Origin of the sequence: Variovorax soli, assembly GCF_031454625.1 — a bacterium.
GTDB lineage: Bacteria > Pseudomonadota > Gammaproteobacteria > Burkholderiales > Burkholderiaceae_C > Variovorax > Variovorax soli_A.
In genome coordinates this window covers 586861-605077 of sequence record NZ_JAVDRF010000003.1, presented here as the reverse complement: position 1 = coordinate 605077, position 18217 = coordinate 586861, and the positions used below count along the sequence as shown (strand labels likewise).

General features: G+C 67.4%; 16 protein-coding genes. 6 read left to right on the top strand and 10 right to left on the bottom strand.

What is annotated here, in order from left to right; genetic code table 11:
* Window positions 1–105: 105 nt before the first annotated feature.
* On the top strand, window positions 106–2517 hold the full coding sequence (locus tag J2739_RS09945) for a penicillin-binding protein 1A (protein ID WP_309901013.1): 2412 nt from the start codon (window positions 106–108) through the stop codon (window positions 2515–2517).
* Between the two features lie 6 nt (window positions 2518–2523).
* On the opposite strand, the gene cyaY is transcribed toward J2739_RS09945, so the two are convergent.
* On the bottom strand, window positions 2524–2856 hold the full coding sequence (gene cyaY / locus J2739_RS09940; RefSeq protein ID WP_309901011.1) for an iron donor protein CyaY: 333 nt from the start codon (window positions 2854–2856) through the stop codon (window positions 2524–2526).
* A 12-nt stretch (window positions 2857–2868) separates the two neighbouring features.
* Between cyaY and lptM the strand changes: the two genes are divergently transcribed.
* Both lptM and lysA read left to right on the top strand, forming a co-directional pair.
* Window positions 2869–3120 (top strand): LPS translocon maturation chaperone LptM, encoded by a 252-nt coding sequence (gene lptM / locus J2739_RS27875; protein WP_405053854.1) that lies wholly within the window; start codon window positions 2869–2871, stop codon window positions 3118–3120.
* Window positions 3117–4400, top strand: a complete 1284-nt coding sequence (lysA, locus tag J2739_RS09935) for a diaminopimelate decarboxylase (protein ID WP_309901009.1) — start codon at window positions 3117–3119, stop codon at window positions 4398–4400. Before lptM ends, lysA begins: the two co-directional genes overlap by 4 nt.
* Window positions 4401–4406: 6 nt before the next feature.
* On the opposite strand, the gene J2739_RS09930 is transcribed toward lysA, so the two are convergent.
* The 5 genes from J2739_RS09930 to J2739_RS09910 form a co-directional block, all read right to left on the bottom strand.
* A complete protein-coding gene (locus J2739_RS09930; RefSeq protein ID WP_309901007.1) occupies window positions 4407–5051 on the bottom strand; it encodes a protein-methionine-sulfoxide reductase heme-binding subunit MsrQ in 645 nt (214 codons plus the stop codon).
* 7 nt (window positions 5052–5058) lie between these two features.
* Complete coding sequence (gene msrP / locus J2739_RS09925) at window positions 5059–6057, bottom strand: protein-methionine-sulfoxide reductase catalytic subunit MsrP (RefSeq protein WP_309901006.1); 999 nt, start codon at window positions 6055–6057, stop codon at window positions 5059–5061.
* 119 nt (window positions 6058–6176) lie between these two features.
* A complete protein-coding gene (gene ccsB / locus J2739_RS09920) occupies window positions 6177–7493 on the bottom strand; it encodes a c-type cytochrome biogenesis protein CcsB (RefSeq protein ID WP_309901004.1) in 1317 nt (438 codons plus the stop codon).
* Window positions 7490–9625: a cytochrome c biogenesis protein ResB gene (locus J2739_RS09915; protein ID WP_309901002.1), complete on the bottom strand. Its 2136-nt coding sequence runs from the start codon at window positions 9623–9625 to the stop codon at window positions 7490–7492. Before J2739_RS09915 ends, ccsB begins: the two co-directional genes overlap by 4 nt.
* Window positions 9626–9735: 110 nt before the next feature.
* The gene (locus J2739_RS09910; protein WP_309901000.1) at window positions 9736–10413 is read right to left on the bottom strand and encodes a c-type cytochrome; all 678 of its coding nucleotides are present in this window, start codon (window positions 10411–10413) and stop codon (window positions 9736–9738) included.
* Between the two features lie 72 nt (window positions 10414–10485).
* On the opposite strand from J2739_RS09910, the gene yihA reads away from it, so the two are divergent.
* Entirely contained in the window at window positions 10486–11223 is a 738-nt protein-coding gene (gene yihA / locus J2739_RS09905; RefSeq protein ID WP_309900996.1) for a ribosome biogenesis GTP-binding protein YihA/YsxC, read from the top strand.
* Window positions 11220–12134, top strand: coding sequence for an alpha/beta fold hydrolase (locus J2739_RS09900; protein WP_309900995.1), 915 nt, complete (start codon window positions 11220–11222; stop codon window positions 12132–12134). The genes yihA and J2739_RS09900 overlap by 4 nt, the downstream gene beginning before the upstream one ends.
* Here J2739_RS09900 and J2739_RS09895 read toward each other — a convergent pair.
* Entirely contained in the window at window positions 12128–13012 is an 885-nt protein-coding gene (locus tag J2739_RS09895; RefSeq protein ID WP_309900993.1) for an LpxL/LpxP family acyltransferase, read from the bottom strand. The two genes, J2739_RS09900 and J2739_RS09895, sit on opposite strands and share 7 nt — an antisense overlap.
* Window positions 13013–13100: 88 nt before the next feature.
* The gene (locus tag J2739_RS09890) at window positions 13101–13994 is read right to left on the bottom strand and encodes a lysophospholipid acyltransferase family protein (RefSeq protein WP_309900991.1); all 894 of its coding nucleotides are present in this window, start codon (window positions 13992–13994) and stop codon (window positions 13101–13103) included.
* 183 nt (window positions 13995–14177) lie between these two features.
* Between J2739_RS09890 and metK the strand changes: the two genes are divergently transcribed.
* Window positions 14178–15359, top strand: coding sequence for a methionine adenosyltransferase (gene metK / locus J2739_RS09885; RefSeq protein ID WP_309900989.1), 1182 nt, complete (start codon window positions 14178–14180; stop codon window positions 15357–15359).
* Window positions 15360–15366: 7 nt separating this feature from the next.
* Here metK and J2739_RS09880 read toward each other — a convergent pair whose 3' ends face one another.
* Complete coding sequence (locus J2739_RS09880; protein ID WP_309900987.1) at window positions 15367–16008, bottom strand: phosphoribosyltransferase; 642 nt, start codon at window positions 16006–16008, stop codon at window positions 15367–15369.
* A 28-nt stretch (window positions 16009–16036) separates the two neighbouring features.
* Window positions 16037–18154 carry a TonB-dependent receptor family protein gene (locus tag J2739_RS09875; RefSeq protein WP_309900985.1) on the bottom strand — a complete coding sequence of 706 codons (2118 nt, stop codon included), beginning with the start codon at window positions 18152–18154 and terminating at the stop codon, window positions 16037–16039.
* Between the last annotated feature and the right edge of the window lie 63 nt (window positions 18155–18217).

Here is an 18217-nt window from a genome sequence, read left to right as displayed (position 1 = left end):
TCACAACTTACGTCACTAAGGCGAGTACTTGGGTTTTATCTCGGTTCGAAGTGCCGTCCGGAGGAGCCCGCTTTTTATAATTGCTGCTGACTTCACCCTCGCTTCATGCCCGAAAAAACTCGCCCGAACGGGCCCGCCAAGAATCCCCCGCCTGCTCAGCGCCCTGCCTGGCTGACCTGGTTTTTGCGCTTCGTGATGTGGGGATTGGGCATCGCCGCGGCAGGTGTGGTGTCCTTGCTCTGCGTGATCGCTGTCGCTCTCGCCGTGGCCTACCCGAACCTGCCGGACATCTCCGAGCTGGCGGACTACCGGCCCAAGCTGCCGCTGCGGGTGTTCTCCTCCGAAGGCATCCTGATCGGCGAATTCGGCGAGGAGCGCCGCAACCTGACGCCCATCGCGACCATCCCCAAAGTGATGAAGGATGCCGTGCTGGCCGCAGAGGATGCCCGCTTCTACGACCACGGCGGGCTCGACTACAAGGGCCTGCTGCGTGCCGGGATTGCGAACATGAACCGGGTGAAGAGCCAGGGCGCCTCCACCATCACCATGCAGGTGGCGCGCAACGTCTACCTGAGCTCCGAGAAGACGCTGACCCGCAAGATCTATGAGGTCCTGCTCACCTTCAAGCTCGAGCACCTGCTCAGCAAGGACCAGATCTTCGAGATCTATCTCAACCAGATCTACCTCGGCAATCGCGCCTACGGCTTCGCGGCCGCCTCGGAAGCCTATTTCGGCAAGCCGCTCAAGGACATCACCATCGCCCAGGCCGCCATGCTCGCGGGGCTCCCGAAGGCGCCGGGCGCCAACAATCCGGTCAACAACCCGACACGCGCGCGAGGGCGCCAGCTCTACGTGATCGACCGCATGCAGGAAGCGGGCTTCATCAGCGCCGAACAGGCGGCCGAGGCCAAGAAGGAAGAGCTGCACCTGCGCGACGCCGCCGATCCCACCCGCCTGCACGCGGAATACGTGGCAGAGACGGTGCGGCAGCTGATGTACGCGCAATACGGCGACAGCACTTATACCCGCGGCCTCAAGGTCTACACCACGCTCGTGGCGGCCGACCAGGCGGCAGCCTACAAGTCGCTGCGCAAGGGCATCATGGATTACGAGCGCCGCCAGATCTACCGCGGCCCCGAGAAGTTTGTCGACCTGCCCAACGATCCCAAGGAGCTGGACGAGGCCGTCGATGACGCCCTGGCCGAGCATCCGGACAACGGCGACGTGATGTCGGCCGTCGTGCTCAAGGCCAATGCCAAGGAAATCGACGCGGTGCGTGCCAATGGCGACACCCTGCAGATCATCGGCGAGGGGCTGCGCCCGGCGCAATCAGGTCTGTCGGACAAGGCGCCGCCCAACATCAAGATCCGCCGCGGCGCGGTGATCCGCGTCGTCAAGACGCCGAAGAACACCTGGGAGATCACGCAGCTACCCGAGGTCGAAGGCGCCTTCATCGCACTCGATCCGCGCGACGGTGCGGTCAAGGCCATGATCGGCGGCTTCGATTTCGACAAGAACAAGTTCAACCACGTCACGCAGGCCTGGCGCCAGCCGGGCTCGAGCTTCAAGCCCTTCATCTACTCGGCGGCACTGGAGAAGGGCTTCACGCCTGCAACGGTGGTCAATGACGCGCCTTTGTTCTTCGATGCCGGCACCACCGGCGGTCAGCCTTGGGAGCCCAAGAACTACGACGGCAGCTTCGAAGGCCCGATGTCCCTGCGCCGCGCGCTCGCCAAGTCCAAGAACATGGTCTCGATCCGCGTGCTGCAGTCGATCGGCACGCGCTACGCGCAGGACTGGATCGGGAACTTCGGCTTCGAGCGCGAGAAGCATCCGGCCTACCTGCCGATGGCGCTGGGGGCCGGCGCGGTCACGCCGATGCAGATGGCGACCGCGTACTCGGTCTTCGCCAACGGTGGCTATCGCGTCAACCCCTATCTCGTGACACGCATCACTGACCATAAGGACAAGGTGCTCGTGGAGACTCAGCCGCCGCTGCTCAACGAGACGATGCGCGCCATACCGCAGCGCAACGCCTTCATCATGGACAGCCTGCTGCAGGAGGTCGCGCGCAGCGGCACGGCCGCCAAGGCGCAGGCCACGTTGAAGCGCCCCGACATCTACGGCAAGACCGGGACCACCAACGACTCCCTGGACGCCTGGTTCGCCGGCTTTCAGCCGACGATGGCGGCAGTGGCCTGGATGGGCTATGACACGCCGCGCAAGCTCGGCGACCGCGAGACCGGTGGTGGCCTGAGCCTGCCGATCTGGATCAACTACATGGAGACAGCCATCAAGGGCGTTCCGGTGACGGAGCTCACGGCCACCGCACCGCCCGGCGTGGTCAACGTGGGCGGCGAGTGGTATTACGACGACTACGCGCCAGGCCGCGGTGTCGCCAACCTGGGCATCGAGGCCGGCCCGACACCCTCGGCCGAAGCGATTTCGGGCGCCCCCATCGGGCCGGCGCCGCAGCCCGAAGAGCGCAACCGCATCCTCGAACTCTTCCGAAACTGATCGCCCTCAGCCGGCCGTGAACTGGAGCGCCATTCCGGCCTGTGCGCTCGCCTCGCGCGAAAGCTGGCCGAAGAATTCCTCGCTGGTCTTGGTGTCGACCCATTCACGGCCGTCGTGCCGGTAGTGGTAGCCGCCGGAGCGCGCCGCGAGCCAGATCTCCTGCAGAGGCTTCTGCAGGTTGACGATCAATTGGCTGCCGTTGCGGAAGCTGATGGTGATCATCCCCCCCACGCGCTGGTTGTCGATATCGGCATCGGTCGCATCGTTGATGCGGTCGCAGCTGCGTTCAATCGCGGCCAGTACGGCTTCCGCTCGATCCATGTACTCGGGGTCGGTCATTACAATTTCTGCATGCTGAAAGTTCGTCAAATTCTAGTGAGCGCGATTGGCCTCGCACTCGTCGGGGTCGCCCTCGCTGGTTGCGGTCAGAAGGGTGCACTCTACCTGCCTACCGATCCGGCCGCGAAGAATCGCGCCACGCTCCCGGGGCTGCTGGTCCCGCGCTCGGGCAGCAACGACGATGCAGCGAGCGCCGGGCCCGCGGCCGCACCCGCTCCCGACGCCGCCGGCAGCGCGCCCACGACCCGCGAAGGAACGAAGTGACGAACGCCGAGAGCCTCCCGGGTCAACCCCACATCGCCTACCGGAATGGCGCGCTGCATGTCGAGGGTGTCGCACTGGATACGCTGGCGCGCCAGCACGGCACGCCGCTCTTCGTCTATTCGAAGCAATGGATGCTCGACGCACTGGGGGCGTATCAACGCGGCTTCGAAGGGCGCGATGCGCTGGTCTGCTATGCCATCAAGGCCAACTCCTCGCTGGGCGTGCTTCGCGTTTTTGCCGCGGCGGGCTGCGGCTTCGACATCGTTTCCGGCGGCGAACTCGCGCGCGTGCTCGCGGCGGGCGCCGATCCGGCCAAGGTGATCTTTTCGGGCGTGGGCAAGACCAGGCAGGAAATGCGGCAAGCGCTGGCGGCCGGCATCGGCTGCTTCAACGTGGAGAGCGAAGCCGAGATCGACGTTCTCAATTCGGTCGCGCTCGAATCGGGACAGCGCGCCGCGATCAGCGTGCGTATCAATCCCAACGTCGACCCGAAGACGCATCCCTACATCTCCACCGGGCTGAAGGGCAACAAGTTCGGGATCGCGCACGACCGTGCCCTCGCCATCTATCGGCACGCTGCATCGCTGGAGGGACTCCGAGTGGTCGGCATCGACTGCCACATTGGCTCCCAGATCACCGACGCCGCGCCCTACCTCGAGGCGCTGGAGCGGGTGCTCGACCTGGTCGAGGCCATCGAGAAGGCTGGCATCGCGCTGCACCACCTGGACTTCGGCGGCGGCCTGGGCATCGACTACAACGGCGACACGCCACCCGCCGCCGATGCGCTGTGGCAGCAGTTGCTGGGGCGCCTCGATGCGCGCGGCTTCGGCCAGCGCCGGCTGATCGTCGAGCCGGGCCGTTCGCTGGTCGGCAATGCCGGCGTCTGCGTGACGGAAGTGCTCTACACAAAGCCCGGCGAGGCGAGGAACTTCTGCATCGTCGATGCGGCGATGAACGACCTGCCGCGGCCCGCGATGTACCAGGCCTTCCACCGGATCGTCCCGCTCGCCCCGCGGCAGGGCGAAGCCGTGACCTACGACGTCGTCGGCCCGGTCTGCGAGAGCGGCGACTGGCTGGGCCGGGACCGCGCGCTCGATGTGCAGGCGGGCGACCTGCTCGCGATATTGTCGGCCGGCGCCTATTCCATGGCGATGGCGAGCAACTACAACACCCGGGGCCGAGCGGCCGAGCTGCTGGTCAGCGGCGACCGCGCCACACTGATCCGTCGCCGCGAGAGCATCGAGGACCAGTTGCGCACCGAGCAGTTCGACCGCGGCTGAGCACCCTCACTTGCTGAGCTGCACGCGCCCCGTCGGCACGGCGCGCGGCGCTTTCCTGTTCCTCGCGGAGTTCCAGACCCGCCAGCCCAGCAGCGTCGCGACGATCGCGGCATAGACGAAGACTTCGGCGAAGTTGTTCTTCCCGGCCCGCATCCAGAAAAAATGCAGCAGGCCCAAGCCGGCGATCCCATAGACCAGCTTGTGCAGCGTCTGCCAGCGCTTCGCGCCCAGCGCCTTGATCGCGCGGTTGAAAGAGGTGGCCGCGAGCGGCGTGAGCAGCACGAAGGCGGTGAAGCCCACCAGGATGAAGGGCCGCTTGGCGATGTCCTTGGCAATCGCCGGGATGTCGAAGCCCATGTCGAACAGGCTGTAGCTCAGCAGGTGGACCACGACGTAAAAGTAGGCGAACAGGCCCAGCATGCGGCGAAAGCGCGCCAGTGCGTTGGTCCTGGTCATCACGCGCAGCGGCGTCACCGCCAGCACGATGCAGATGAAGCGCAGGGTCCAGTCGCCGGTCGAGCGAATCAGGTGCTCCGCCGGGTTCGCGCCTAGCCCGTCGGTGAACGCGCCATAGGCCAGCCAGGCGAAGGGCAGGAGGCACAGCACGAACACCAGCGGCTTGGCCGCCGGGTGCAAAAGCAGCTTGTTCATGCTCGCCTCAATAAAACTTCTTCAGGTCCATGCCGGCATAGAGCTGGCCGACCTGCGCTTCGTAGCCATTGAAGAGCAGCGTCTTGTGGCGCTTGGCGAAAAGCCCACTGCCGTCGCCGATGCGACGCTCGGTGGCCTGGCTCCAGCGCGGATGGTCGACATCGGGATTGACGTTGGAATAGAAGCCGTACTCCTGCGCCGCCGCCTTGTTCCAGGCCGTGCCCGGCTCCTTCTCCACGAAGCGGATCTTGACGATCGACTTGGCGCTCTTGAAGCCGTATTTCCACGGCACCACGATGCGCACCGGCGCACCGTTCTGGTTGGGGAGCACCTCGCCGTACATGCCAAAGCTCAGCAGCGTCAGCGGATGCATCGCCTCGTCCATGCGCAAGCCTTCGGTATAGGGCCAGTCGAGGACGCGCGAGCCGACGAAGGGCATGGTCTTGGGATCGGCCAGCGTGACGAACTCGACGTACTTGGCATTGCCATGCGGCTCGACGCGCTTGATGAGCTCGGCCAGCGAATACCCGACCCACGGGATCACCATCGACCAGCCCTCGACGCAGCGCAGGCGGTAGATGCGCTCCTCCTGGGCGCTGAGCTTGATCAGGTCGTCGATGCCGTACTTGCCCGGCTTCTTGACCAGCCCCTCGACCTCCACGGTCCAGGGCCGCGTCTTCAGGGTGCCGGCATTCTTGACCGGATCGCCCTTGTCGGTGCCGAATTCGTAGTAGTTGTTGTAGCTGGTGGCGTCCTTGTATTCGGTAAGCTTCTCCATGGTCTGCGCACCGGCCACCGCCGACTTCTCGCCCTTCAGCGGCGCCAGCTTGCCCGGTGCGGCGGCCTGGGCCAGTGCCTCGCGCCCGGCCCAGGACGCCATGGCTGCGCCGGCAACGCCGGTCGCCAGCAGCTTGAGCATGTCGCGCCGTCCTTCATAGGCAGCGCGCGGCGTGATCTCGCTCGAACACGGATGGATGAAGCCCTGATTGCTGGATCGAATCAACATGGAACGCCTTTCACCTTTTGCTGTACTGGATTCAATTCGTTCCCAGTGCCGATTCGGTTACGCGCCGGACCTTCGATCGGTTTCGCTCGGCCGGCCGGCCCGGCGGCCGGCGCGCTCGCTCACAGAGTCCCGTAACTGTGCAAGCCGCTCAGGAACATGTTGACGCCCAGGAAGGCGAAGGTGGTCACCGCCAGCCCGCCCAGCGCCCACCACGCGGCCACCGTGCCCCGCAGGCCCTTGACCAGCCGCATGTGCAGCCAGGCCGCGTAGTTGAGCCAGACGATCAGGGCCCAGGTTTCCTTCGGGTCCCAGCTCCAGTAGCCGCCCCAGGCATCGGCCGCCCACAAGGCGCCGAGTACGGTGGCGATGGTGAAGAAGGCAAAACCGACCGTGATCGACTTGTACATCACATCGTCCAGCACCTCGTTGGCCGGCAACCGTGCCGCGATGCGCTTGCGGCCCAGCAGGATGCCGGCCGCAATCAGGGCAGAAATGGCCGCGTAGCCGAACCAGTAGCTGCCGCCTGCCTCCTGCACCCGCTGGCGAAAGGCCACGGGCACGAAGCACAGTGCCACGCCCAGCAGCCACATCGGCGTGAGCTTGTACCAGCGCGTCTCTTGCGCCTGCTCCTTGATGAGGTAGGCGAAAGCAACCATGGCCGCCAGCGAGAAGGTGCCGTAGCCGATGAAGTTGGCCGGCACGTGCAGCTTCATCCACCAGCTCTGCAGGGCCGGCACCAGCGGCTGGATCTCGTGGGCGTCGCGCACCAGCGTGTACCAGAGCAGGAAGCCGACGGCGGCGCTGACCACCAGCATCACGAACGCGCCCAAAGCGCGGGTGCCGTAGCGCGACTCGAAGTACAGGTAGAAGGCTGCCGTCAGCCAGCAGAACAGCACGAAGACTTCATAGAGGTTGCTGACCGGGATGTGGCCGATGTCCGGGCCGAGCTGGTGGCTTTCGTACCAGCGAACCATGGTGCCGATCAGCGCCATCGTGACCGCTGCCCAGGCCAGGCGCGAGCCGATCAGGTCCATGGCGTCGGCCTGCCGACCGCCGAAGAAGCCGATCCAGTAGAACAGCGTGCTCATGAAGAAGAGCACGCTCATCCAGAGGATGGCCGACTGGCTGGACAGGAAGTACTTGAGCCAGAACACGGTGTCGGCGCGCGCCAGGTCGCCCTGGTACGAGACGACGCCCAGCAGCGCCGCCGCGGCCACCACGATGGCCAGCACGCGCAGGGGCCGCCAGAACCAGCCCAGCCAGATGGCGAAGGGAATGGCCGCCAGCAGGATGACTTTCTCGTAGATGTCCATCGCGCCCGCATAACGCGAGAAGGCGAAGAGGCCACCGGCCACGACCAGCGCGGCGAACACCCAGTCGAAGGCGTTGCGGCGCGAGAACCAGCTCTCGTTGAGCGTGAGGGTGGTGGTGTTCATGATCCACTGTCCTTCCTGAGGGCGAGCAGCCTGTCTTTCAGGCGCTCGAATTCGCGGTCGCTGTCGATGGTCTTGCGGTTGACCGAGTAGGCCATGGTGGCCGCCGTGCCGCCGGCGTCCGCATCCTTCGCGAGCCACACCCAGAGCCTGCGCTCGCGCACGTACAGCATGGCAAAAATGCCCACGATCAGCAACAGGCAGCCCAGGTAGACCACCTTCTTGCCCGGGGCGCGCGCGACCTGGAACACGCTGGCCTGGACCTGCTTGAAGTCGGTCATCATCATCGCCACCGGGGCCGGGTAGAAGTAGGCGTCGCTGACGGCCAGCACCGCCTGCGTCAGGAAGGCCTGCGATTTCTCGTCGGGCGGCAGCGCCGCCAGCCCGGCTCGCTCGCGGCTCAGGTTCAGCACCTCGAACAGCACGTCGTTGAGGATGCGCACCAGCACCGCCCCGGCCCGCTCACGTTCGGCTTCGGGTACGTTGGCCTCCATGAATTCGGCGATCGCCTGCCAGCCGCCGCGACTCACCGCATCCGCCTTGGCGCGCTCCGCCCCCGCGAACAGCGCAAGCGCTCGGCCGGCCGAAACGCGAAGTTGCCCGGCCAGCTCGGGCCGCTGGGGATCGGCGGCGCGCGCGACGTAGCGCTCGATCGCCCGGGCGCGGGTGTCGGCATCGGCCAGGGCCGCGCGCATGCGCACGAAGCCGTCCATCGACCCCTGCTCGTCGGCGGGCACGCGCAGATAGCGGAAGGGCTCTTCCGGCCGCTCGCGCACGCCGAGCAGGAACACCGGCTGACCATCGCCGGTGTCCACCGGCACCATGTAGTTCTGGTACTCGCGGGCCTGGCCCGCGGCGTCGCGCAGTTTGTAGCCGATGCTCGGTCCGATGTTGCGCAGCATCTTCGGCTTTTGGGTCTTGTTTGCCGCGCCCAGGCGCGACTCGATGTCGTTGCGCAGGTCGACCTTGCGCACGTCGGCGCCGCTCGACATGGCGCCCGCCTCGCCAAAGTTCTCGACATTGATCACGCGCAGCGCCGTGTATTCCAGCGTCAGCCGCTCGCTGCCGTTGGTGATCTCCGAGCTGTTGCCGATGACGCCCTCGACCTCGAAGGGCTTGGCCGCCGCCGCCATCGGCACGGCCTTGAGTTTCACGCTGGAGCCGCCGTCGTCGAAGCTGGACTGGTAGATCTCGATGCCCTTGTAGCTGGCCGGGTGATTCACCTCGATGCGCGCCGGCACCTGCTTGCCGGTCTCCCGGTCATGCAGCACCACCTCGCTGGCGAAGAGCTTGGGCATTCCGGTCGAGTAGTAGTCGACGATGAACTTCTTCAGCTCGATGGAAAAGGGCAATTCCTGCAGCAGCACGCCATCGGCCTGGTTCAGGATGGCGACGCTGGCCTGCCCGCCCTCGGGCACGAGGATGTTGCCGCGGAAGGTGGGGTTGCCGGGCGACAGGCGATGCTGCGGCGCCACATCTGCGATCAAGCCGCCGCCGGTGTAGATGCTCTTGCCGTTGAACCAGGTCTGGGCGCGCACCACCAGGTCGCCGTCGAGCAGCCCGCCCAGGCACACCAGCACGATGGCGCTGTGCGCCGCGATGTAGCCCAGCTTGTGCACGCCGCCTGCGCGCGCTGCCACCATCCAGCCGTCGCCGTCCCGGTGCTGCAGCTTGACCTTCCAGCCGCCGCCCGCGAGCAGTTGCCCGATGCGGTTGGCCGCGGCTTCCGGCGCCTCGTCGAGGCGGGTTTCGGCGCGCTGGCCGAAAGCGCGCAAGCCCTGAACGCGGATGCTTTCCTTGAAGTTCTTGAGGTCGGAGAGGATGTGCGGCGTGTTGCGCGCAATACACAGCGAGGTGCTGATCACCAGGAAGGCCAGGATCAGCAGGAACCACCAGGCGCTGTAGATCGAATCCAGCCGGGCCGCCCGGAACACCTCGGCCCAGAAGGGACCGAACTGGTTGACGTAGTTGTTCATCGGCTCGTGCTGCTTGAGCACGGTGCCGATGATGGCGGCGATGCAGATGACGGTCAGCAGTGCGATCGCGAAGCGCATCGACGACAGCAGCTCCACGGCCGCGCGGACCGCGTGGGGACCGCGGCGGACGCGAAGGCCGTGGGTGGAGACTGCTGACATGGAAAAGGACGGTGGAAAGCAAAAAGGCGGGCCATCCTCGCTGGGATCGGCCCGCCCTGTTGGGGTTTGTTATCGGCGGTTAGTTCACGCTGGGGCGCCGGGGATCATCATCAACGCAGCCCGGCAATGTAATCGGCCACGGCCTTGATTTCTCGATCGTTGAGCTTGGCGGCCACGCCGTTCATTTGCGGGCTGTTCTGGCGCGTGCCGTCGCGGAAGAGGGTGAGCTGCGCCATCGTGTAGTCGGCGTGCTGGCCGCCCAGGCGCGGGTATTGGGCCGGGATGCCGGCGCCGTTCGGGCTGTGGCAGCCTGCACAGGCCGGGATCTGGCGGTCGGCGATGCCGCCGCGGTAGATCTTCTCGCCCAGCGCGACCAGGTCTTTCTCTTTCGCGAAGCCGGGCTTGACCTTCTTGGAGCCGACGAACCAGGCGACGTTGCGCATGTCCTCGTCGGACAGGGCCGAGGCCAGCGGCTTCATGATCGCGCTCTTGCGCTTGCCGGACTTGAAGTCCTGCAACTGCTTGAGAATGTATTCGGGGTGCTGTTGCGCCAGCTTGGGGTTGGCCGCGATGGCCGAGTTGCCGTCGGCGTTGTGGCACGAAGCGCAGCTCTGGCTGTTGGCCGGGGCGTTGTTGAAGAGGGTGTCCCCTTTGGCCGGATCGGGCTTGGCGGCCTTCACGGGGGCCACGGCGGCAGCCGGCTTGGCCTCCGGATCGTCGGCCGCGAAGCTGGCGCTGGCGGCGGCGCCCACGAGGGCTGCAAGCAGGAGACGGGCAAACAACTTCATATCGGGGGCTCTGGATTTATGGCGCAAAACCGCGCGATTCTACAATGGCGCCCCGTTACAGAGGCTCCACCCATGACCACCCCGAGCCGCAAGCCGGCCGCCCCTTTCCCACGCACGGCCGCTGTCGTGGATGCCGCAGCTGCCGAACGCATCCGCATCGCGCGCGGCTGGCTGCACACCGCCCACTTCCTCACCAGCGCGCCGCAACTGGAGCACCTGCCGCCGCTGGAACTGCCGGAGATCGCCTTCGTCGGGCGCTCCAACGCCGGCAAGTCGACCGCCATCAACACCCTCACGCAGCAGACCCGCCTGGCCTTCGCTTCCAAGACGCCCGGCCGCACGCAGCACATCAACCTGTTCGGCGTCGGCAAGCAGAAAGTGGACGATGCCGTGCTGGCCGACCTTCCTGGCTACGGCTACGCGGCCGTGCCGCGCGAGGCCAAGCTGCGCTGGCAGCGCGTCATGGGCAACTACCTGATGACGCGCGAGAACCTGCGCGGCGTGGTGCTGATGTGCGACCCGCGCCAGGGCCTCACCGAGCTGGACGAGATCCTGCTCGAGGTGATCCGCCCGCGGGTCGAGCAGGGCCTGAAATTCCTCGTGCTGCTGACCAAGGCCGACAAGCTCACGCGGTCGGACGGCGCCAAGGCGCTGTCCATCGTGCGACTGCAGGCCGGCGGCGGCGAGGTCAAACTGTTCTCGGCCTTGAAACAACAGGGAGTCGACGAGGCGGCGGAACTGCTGTGGCGCTGGGCCCATCCGCAGGACGAGCCGCCCGCAGAACCGACCGAAGGAGACAGCCCGCCATGATCCAGACCTTTGCCCGGGAACTGCCCAACGGCACGACGCTCAGCTGCCGTGCCGCCGGCGAGCCCGGCCGCCCCCTGATGGTGTTCCTGCACGGCTTTCCGGAAGCCGCGTTCATCTGGGATGACCTGCTCGAGCATTTCAGCCGGCCGGAGCACGGCGGCTGGCGCTGCGTGGCGCCGAACCTGCGCGGCTTCGAGAAGTCGAGCGCGCCCGCCGAGGTGTCGGCCTATCGCGCGCACCTGCTGATCCAGGACATCGAGCAGCTCGCCGAGAGCGAGCGCGCGGATGGCCGCATCGAGGCCCTGGTCGCGCACGACTGGGGCGGCGCCTTCGGATGGGGCTACGGCAACCAGCATGCCGACAAGCTGGGCCGGCTGGTCATCATCAACTCGCCGCATCCGGGCACCTTCATGCGCGAGCTGCGCAGCAACCCCGCCCAGCAGGCCGCAAGCGCCTACATGAACTACCTCGCGCGGCCGGACGCGGAGGCGCTGATGTCGGCCGACGACTACAAGCGGATGTGGCTCTCGTTCACGATGCAGAAGGCCGGGCCGGATGGCTACGGCTGGCTGACAGAAGCCGTGAAGGCCAAGTACCGCGAGGTCTGGGACCATGGGCTCACCGGCGCCTTGAACCTCTACCGCGTGACGCCGCTGAAGCCGGCCGTTCCCGGCAAGCCCGCCCCTGAAATCCCCGAGCTGCCGCGCGAGCGGCTGACGGTGGAGGTGCCCACCTTCGTCTTCTGGGCCCTGGACGACACGGCGCTGCTGCCGGGGCTCCTCGAGGGGCTGGAGGACTACGTGCCGAAGCTCGATCTCAAGAAAGTGCCCGATGCCACGCACTGGATCGTGCACGAGCAGCCGGCGTTCGTGGCACGCGAGATCGAGGCCTTCCTGCAACGGACTCAGTAGACCGGCTCAGCGCCCTCGGGACGTGTCTTGAAGCGCCGGTGGACCCAGTAGTACTGCGAGGGCATGGTGTCGATGTAGCCCTGCAGGCGGCGGTTCATCAGCGCCGTGTCGGCCACCACGTCCTCGGTCGGAAAGTCCCGCCAGGCCGGCAGCACCTCGATCTCGTAGCCGGTGGGCGTGAGCTTCGAAACGATCGGCACCACCTTGGCCCGCCCCAGGCGCGCGAAGCGGGACAGCGAAGGCACGGTCGCGGCCGGCACGCCGTAGAAGGGCACGAAGACGGTCTGGTCGCGTCCGAAGTCCATGTCGGGCAACAGGTACAGCAGGCCGCCCTTGCGCAGCCCGGCGATGATCGGCTTGATGCCGTCGACCCGGTTGAGTGCGATCACGTTGCCGAAGCGCTTGCGGCCCTCGCGGATCCATTCGTCCACCATCGGGTCGCGCTGCGTGGTGTAGATGGTGGTGGAGGGCCGCGCCGTGTGCATGGTCAGGGCGGTGGCCGCCGCATCGAGGCCGTAGAAGTGCGGCGCGAAAAGAATCATCGGTTCCCGTCCGTTGGCGATCTCGTCGATCTCCGCGGGCGAGCCTTTCACCTGAAGCCGGGCGGCCACCTTTTCCTCGGGCGCGTGCCAGAGCCAGCTGCGATCCAACCAGGACTGCGCCACGTAGACGAAGGTCTCGCGCGCGATGCGCCGCCGCTCGGCGGCCGACTTGTCCGGGAAGCACAGCGCCAGGTTGGCGTCGACCACGCGCCGGCGCGGCGCGGCGAGGGCGTACAGCGCATGGCCCAGGCCGGTGCCGAAACCGCGCGTCACGCGCAGCGGCACATGGGCCAGGGTGCGCATGAAGACGATGCCGAGGCGGGAGATCAGGCTCATTGCAGAACCTCCGCCGGGCTCGTGGCTTCGTCTGCCGCGCACAGCGCCTCCTGACGAAGGCGGCGAGCGCCCAGGGACGACCAGGCCTTCATCGCGCCGCCTCCGCTCGGGTCGCGGAAGCCGCATCGCCGCGCGGCTGCTTGTAGCGCGCGTAGTCCCAGACGTATTGCCCGGGCAGCGCCTTGATCAGCGCCGCGATCCCCTCGTTCATCGCTGCGGCGGCGGCCTCCGGCGTGGCCTTCGGGTCGCCCAGGGCGGTGCCGTCGAAAGGCATCAGCCGGATGGTGTAACCCTTGCCGCGCGGCAGTCGCTCGCACACGCCGAAGAAGACGCGCGCCCCGGTCTGCTGCGCCAGGCGCGGCAGCAGGGTCATGGTGTAGGCAGGCCGCCCGAGGAAAGGCGCCCAGACGCCCTGCCCCAGCGGCGGCACCTGGTCCGGCAGGATGCCGGTGTAGCCCCCCGCCCGCAGCGTGCGGATCAGCCCGCGCACGCCGGCCACGCTGGTGGGCAGCATTTGCAGGCCGCGCCGCTCGCGCGAGCCGGCGCCGATCAGCTCGGCCATCCATTTCTTGCGCGCCGGCCGGAATAGCGCCGTGATCGGACCGTAGGTGTCGACGAAGCGCTCGCCGACCGCCTGGCCCAGAATCTCCCAGCAACCGATGTGCGGCGACGCGATGATCACGCCCTTGCGCGCGGCCAGCGCCGCCTCCAGCTCGGCCGTGCCTTCCCACCGCACGATGCGCGGCAGCACGCTCTCGCCTTGCGGCCGTGCCCACAGCCAGGGCAGCTCCGCCGCCATGGCCCCGGCGGCGCCGATGGCGGGACGGTACTGCGCGGGCGTGAAGCCGGCGCGCTCGGCGTTGTCCTTGAAGCGCTGGCGATAGGTGGGCGAGCCCCACCACACCAGCCATCCCAGGCAGCGGCCGGCGGCATGCATCCAGCGCAGCGGCACATGGGCGAGCAATCGAAACAGAAGAATCATCCGGTCGGAGGGGGTGAAAACCAGGACGCGCACGCGGGCTATCGCGAGGCTCGAATACAATCGAAATTGTCGCTGAGTTATGGAACTACTTGCAGGGCGACGTTAAACATCACTGCTAAAGCGTTCGCCAAGGCTCCTTCGAGTTGGCAACGCGCCAATTCACTTGAACGGAGTTTTATCGAAATGGCGAACGACTTTCTCTTCACTTCCGAATCGGTTTCCGAGGGCCACCCCGACAAGGTCGCGGACCAGATCTCGGATGCCATCCTCGACGCGATCTTCGCCCAGGACCCGCGCAGCCGCGTGGCCGCCGAAACGCTGACCAACACCGGCCTGGTGGTGCTCGCAGGCGAGATCACGACCAACGCGCACGTCGACTACATCCAGGTCGCGCGCGACACCATCAAGCGCATCGGCTACGACAACACCGACTACGGCATCGACTACAAGGGTTGCGCCGTGATAGTCTGCTACGACAAGCAGTCCAACGACATCGCCCAGGGCGTGGACCACGCAAGCGACGACCACCTCAACACCGGCGCCGGCGACCAGGGCCTGATGTTCGGCTATGCCTGCGACGAGACGCCCGAGCTGATGCCCGCGCCGATCTACTACGCCCACCGGCTGGTGGAGCGCCAGGCCCAGCTGCGCAAGGACGGGCGCCTGCCCTTCCTGCGCCCCGACGCCAAGAGCCAGGTCACGATGCGCTACGTGGACGGCAAGCCGCACAGCATCGACACCGTCGTGCTCTCCACCCAGCACCACCCCGACCAGAGCGAGACGCCGACGAAGATGAAGGCCTCGTTCAATGAAGCCATCATCGAGGAGATCATCAAGCCGGTCCTGCCCAAGGAATGGCTGAAGAACACCAAGTACCTGATCAACCCGACCGGCCGCTTCGTCATCGGCGGCCCGCAGGGCGACTGCGGGCTGACGGGCCGCAAGATCATCGTCGACACCTACGGCGGCGCCTGCCCGCACGGCGGCGGCGCCTTTTCGGGCAAGGACCCGAGCAAGGTGGACCGTTCGGCCGCCTATGCCGCACGCTACGTGGCCAAGAACATCGTGGCTGCAGGCCTGGCGCGCCAGTGCCAGATCCAGGTGGCTTACGCAATCGGCGTGGCGCGCCCGATGAACGTCACCGTCTATACCGAAGGCACCGGCGTCATTCCCGATGGCAAGCTCGCGGAGCTCGTGCAGGAGCATTTCGACCTGCGTCCCAAGGGCATCATCCAGATGCTGGACCTGCTGCGCCCCATCTACGGCAAGACCGCGGCCTATGGCCATTTCGGCCGCGAAGAGCCCGAGTTCACCTGGGAAGACACGAGCAAGTCCGCGGCGCTCCGAGCCGCCGCCGGCCTGTAACCCTCGATCAGGGCGAGGCGCCCTCGCCCTGCAGCAGCGCCCGCACCTCTTCGTCGCTGGTCTGTCCGAAGTCCTGGTACCAGAGGCCGACCGCGCGGAACGGCTCGGGCACGTGCACGCAGACCACCTCGTCGGCCACCGTGTTCAGCAGCTGCACGGCTTCGGCCGATCCCACGGGCACCGCCACCACGATGCGCTGCGGGTGCATCGCGCGCACCGCGAGCGCGGCCGCATGCATGGTGGCACCGGTGGCCAGCCCATCGTCGACCAGGATCGCGACGCGCCCGGCCAGCACCAGCGGCGGGCGCTCGCCGCGGTAGAGCCGCTCGCGGCGCGCCAGCTCGGCCTGCTCGCGTTCGACCACCCGCTCCACGTCGGCATCGGACACCGCCCACAGCCGCGGGACATCGGACATCACGCGCACGCCGCCGGGGCCGATCGCGCCCATCGCGAGTTCCTCCTGGCCGGGGAATCCGAGCTTGCGCACCACCAGCACATCGAGCGGTGCCCCGAGCGCCCTGGCGACCTCCCAGGCCACCGGCACCCCGCCGCGCGGCAGCGCCAGCACCACCACCTCCGGCTGGGCCTGCCAGGCGGCCAGCGCCTTCGCGAGCACGCGGCCCGCCTCGTGTCGATCCCTGAATTCCATCTGCGCTCCTCGTCGTGGCAGCGGCAATTCAGAAACGATACGCCGCCCCCATGCCGAGCGTCCAGCTTCGTCCCGGGGCGGGTTCGAAGTAGCGCGCATTGCCCTCGTTGACGATCACCGAGCCGATGTAGCGCCGGTCGAACAGGTTGTCCACGCGCAGGAAAGCATTGAAGTCCCAGCGCGCCCAGCGCCTGACATAGCCCGTGTAGAGCGCGGCCACCGCATAGCCCCGCGCCTCGGCGGTGTTGCGATCGTTGGCCGCGATATGGCTGAGCGCGCGTATCTCTGCGCCCGCGCGCCAGCCCTCGGGCGGTGCCCAGCCGAAGGAGGCGAAGAACGCATGCTCGGCAATGCCCGGGATGCGGTTGCCTGCCGCCACGGTGGTCCCGGTGCCGCAGGGCGAAGGCGAGCAGAAGGCATCGCGGTAGCGCGCATCGAGCCAGGTGTAGGCCAGCTGCGTGCGCCAGTGATCGGCGGTTTCGTGCTGCCAGGCGAGCTCGAAGCCATCGCGGCGGGTGCGGCCGGCGTTCTGGAAAGTGGCTCGTCCGCCAACGTTGGTGTTGGTCACGATCTCGTCGCGCGTGCGGGTCTCGAACAACGCCGCGGTGAGCAGGCCGACCGCCAGTCGCGCCTTGGCGCCGACTTCGACGCTGGTGTTGACCGAAGGCTGCAGCCCGAAGTTGAGGCCGCCGATTCCGTCGGCCCGGTAGGAAAGCTCGTTGAGCGTCGGGGTCTCGAAGCCGCGCCCGGCGGAGGCGTAGAGCGCCAGGCCCGGCGTCGCCTGGTAGCGCAGCGAGGCCACGGGCAGGGTCTTGCCGTAGCGCGCACTGCCGCTGTCGTCCCGATTGGGGCCGAGGATGTAGCGATCGTGCGAGGAGAAGCGCACGTTGCTGCGGCGCACGCCGGCTTCCAGCGTCCACGCATCGGCGAAGCGCCAGCTGCCCTGCACATAGGGATCGAGGTTGCGCACCTCGTTGCGCTCGTCGCGGCGCAGCCGGCCCTCCACGCCCAGAGCCATCGGCGCGGCGGCCCGGCCGAGGAAATTCTCGAAGCCGCGGCGTTGTTCGCGCAGGTTGTCGTAGGCCAGGCCGGCGACCAGGTCGAAGGGCCGGTCGGCCAGCTGCAGATTCGCGCTCCAGCGCAGGTCCAAGCCGCCGTAATCGCGCGCGAGGTCGATGACCCCGCCGGCGTGCAACGGGCTCGATTGCGCGGAAGGCGGGATCGACTGGAATTGCACGGTGCTGCGCTGCCCGCCGTAGACCATCAGTCGCAGCGCGCTGCGGGCGTCGATGCGGCGCTCGTACGTGAGGCCCAGCTGCTGCTGGTCGACCGTCTTGCGCGTGTCGAACTGCGTCGCCAGGTCCGCGCCGCGCGGGTTGAGCGCGTACTGCTCGGCGGAAAGGCCCAGCGGGTCCTGGGCGTAGATGTGCACGCTGTTGAAGACCAGCATGAGCTTGCTGCCATCGTCCAGTCGGAAGCCCAGCTTGCCGTTCTGGATCTCGCGGTCCGCCGCGCTGTGTTCGCGCCAGCCATCGGTGTGGAAGCGGCTGGCGCTCAGGGTGTAGTCGACGGCCCCGCTGGAGCCGCCGAGCTTGCTGCCGACCCGCCATGTTCCGAAGCTGCTGCCGGCCGCCGAGAAGCCGAGCGTCGGCGGCCCCTCTCCCTCCTCGGTGAAGACCTGCACCACCCCGCCCGAGGAATTGCCGTAGAGCGCCGAGAAGGGCCCGCGCAGGATCTCGACACGATCGGCGGAGCCGATGTCGATGTTGGACGTCTGGCCCTGGCCGTCGGGCAGCGTCGCCGGAATGCCGTCCACGTAGAGGCGCACGCCACGCACGCCGAAGGTGGAGCGCGCGCCAAAGCCGCGGATGGACAGCTGCAGGTCCTGCGCGTAGTTCTGGCGGTTCTGCACCTGCAGCCCGGGCACCGTGCCCAAGCTCTCGGAGAGGTTGACTCCGAGGCGCGCGTCGCGCATTTCGCTGCCCTCGACGCGGTCCACCGACCCCGGCACATCGAAGGGCCGCGCTTCCCCGCGCGGGGTGGACACCGTGATCTCGCGCAGCGTGGGCGCGGGCGGGGCGTCCTGCGTCTGCGCGGCGCATGAAGCGGCGGCGAGCAGGCCGGCCGTGGCGACGCGGAATTTCATCGCCGCGATTCTGCGGCCAGCCATCGCCGCGCCGCGAGGGGCAAGCCCCTATGGCGCAGCCAG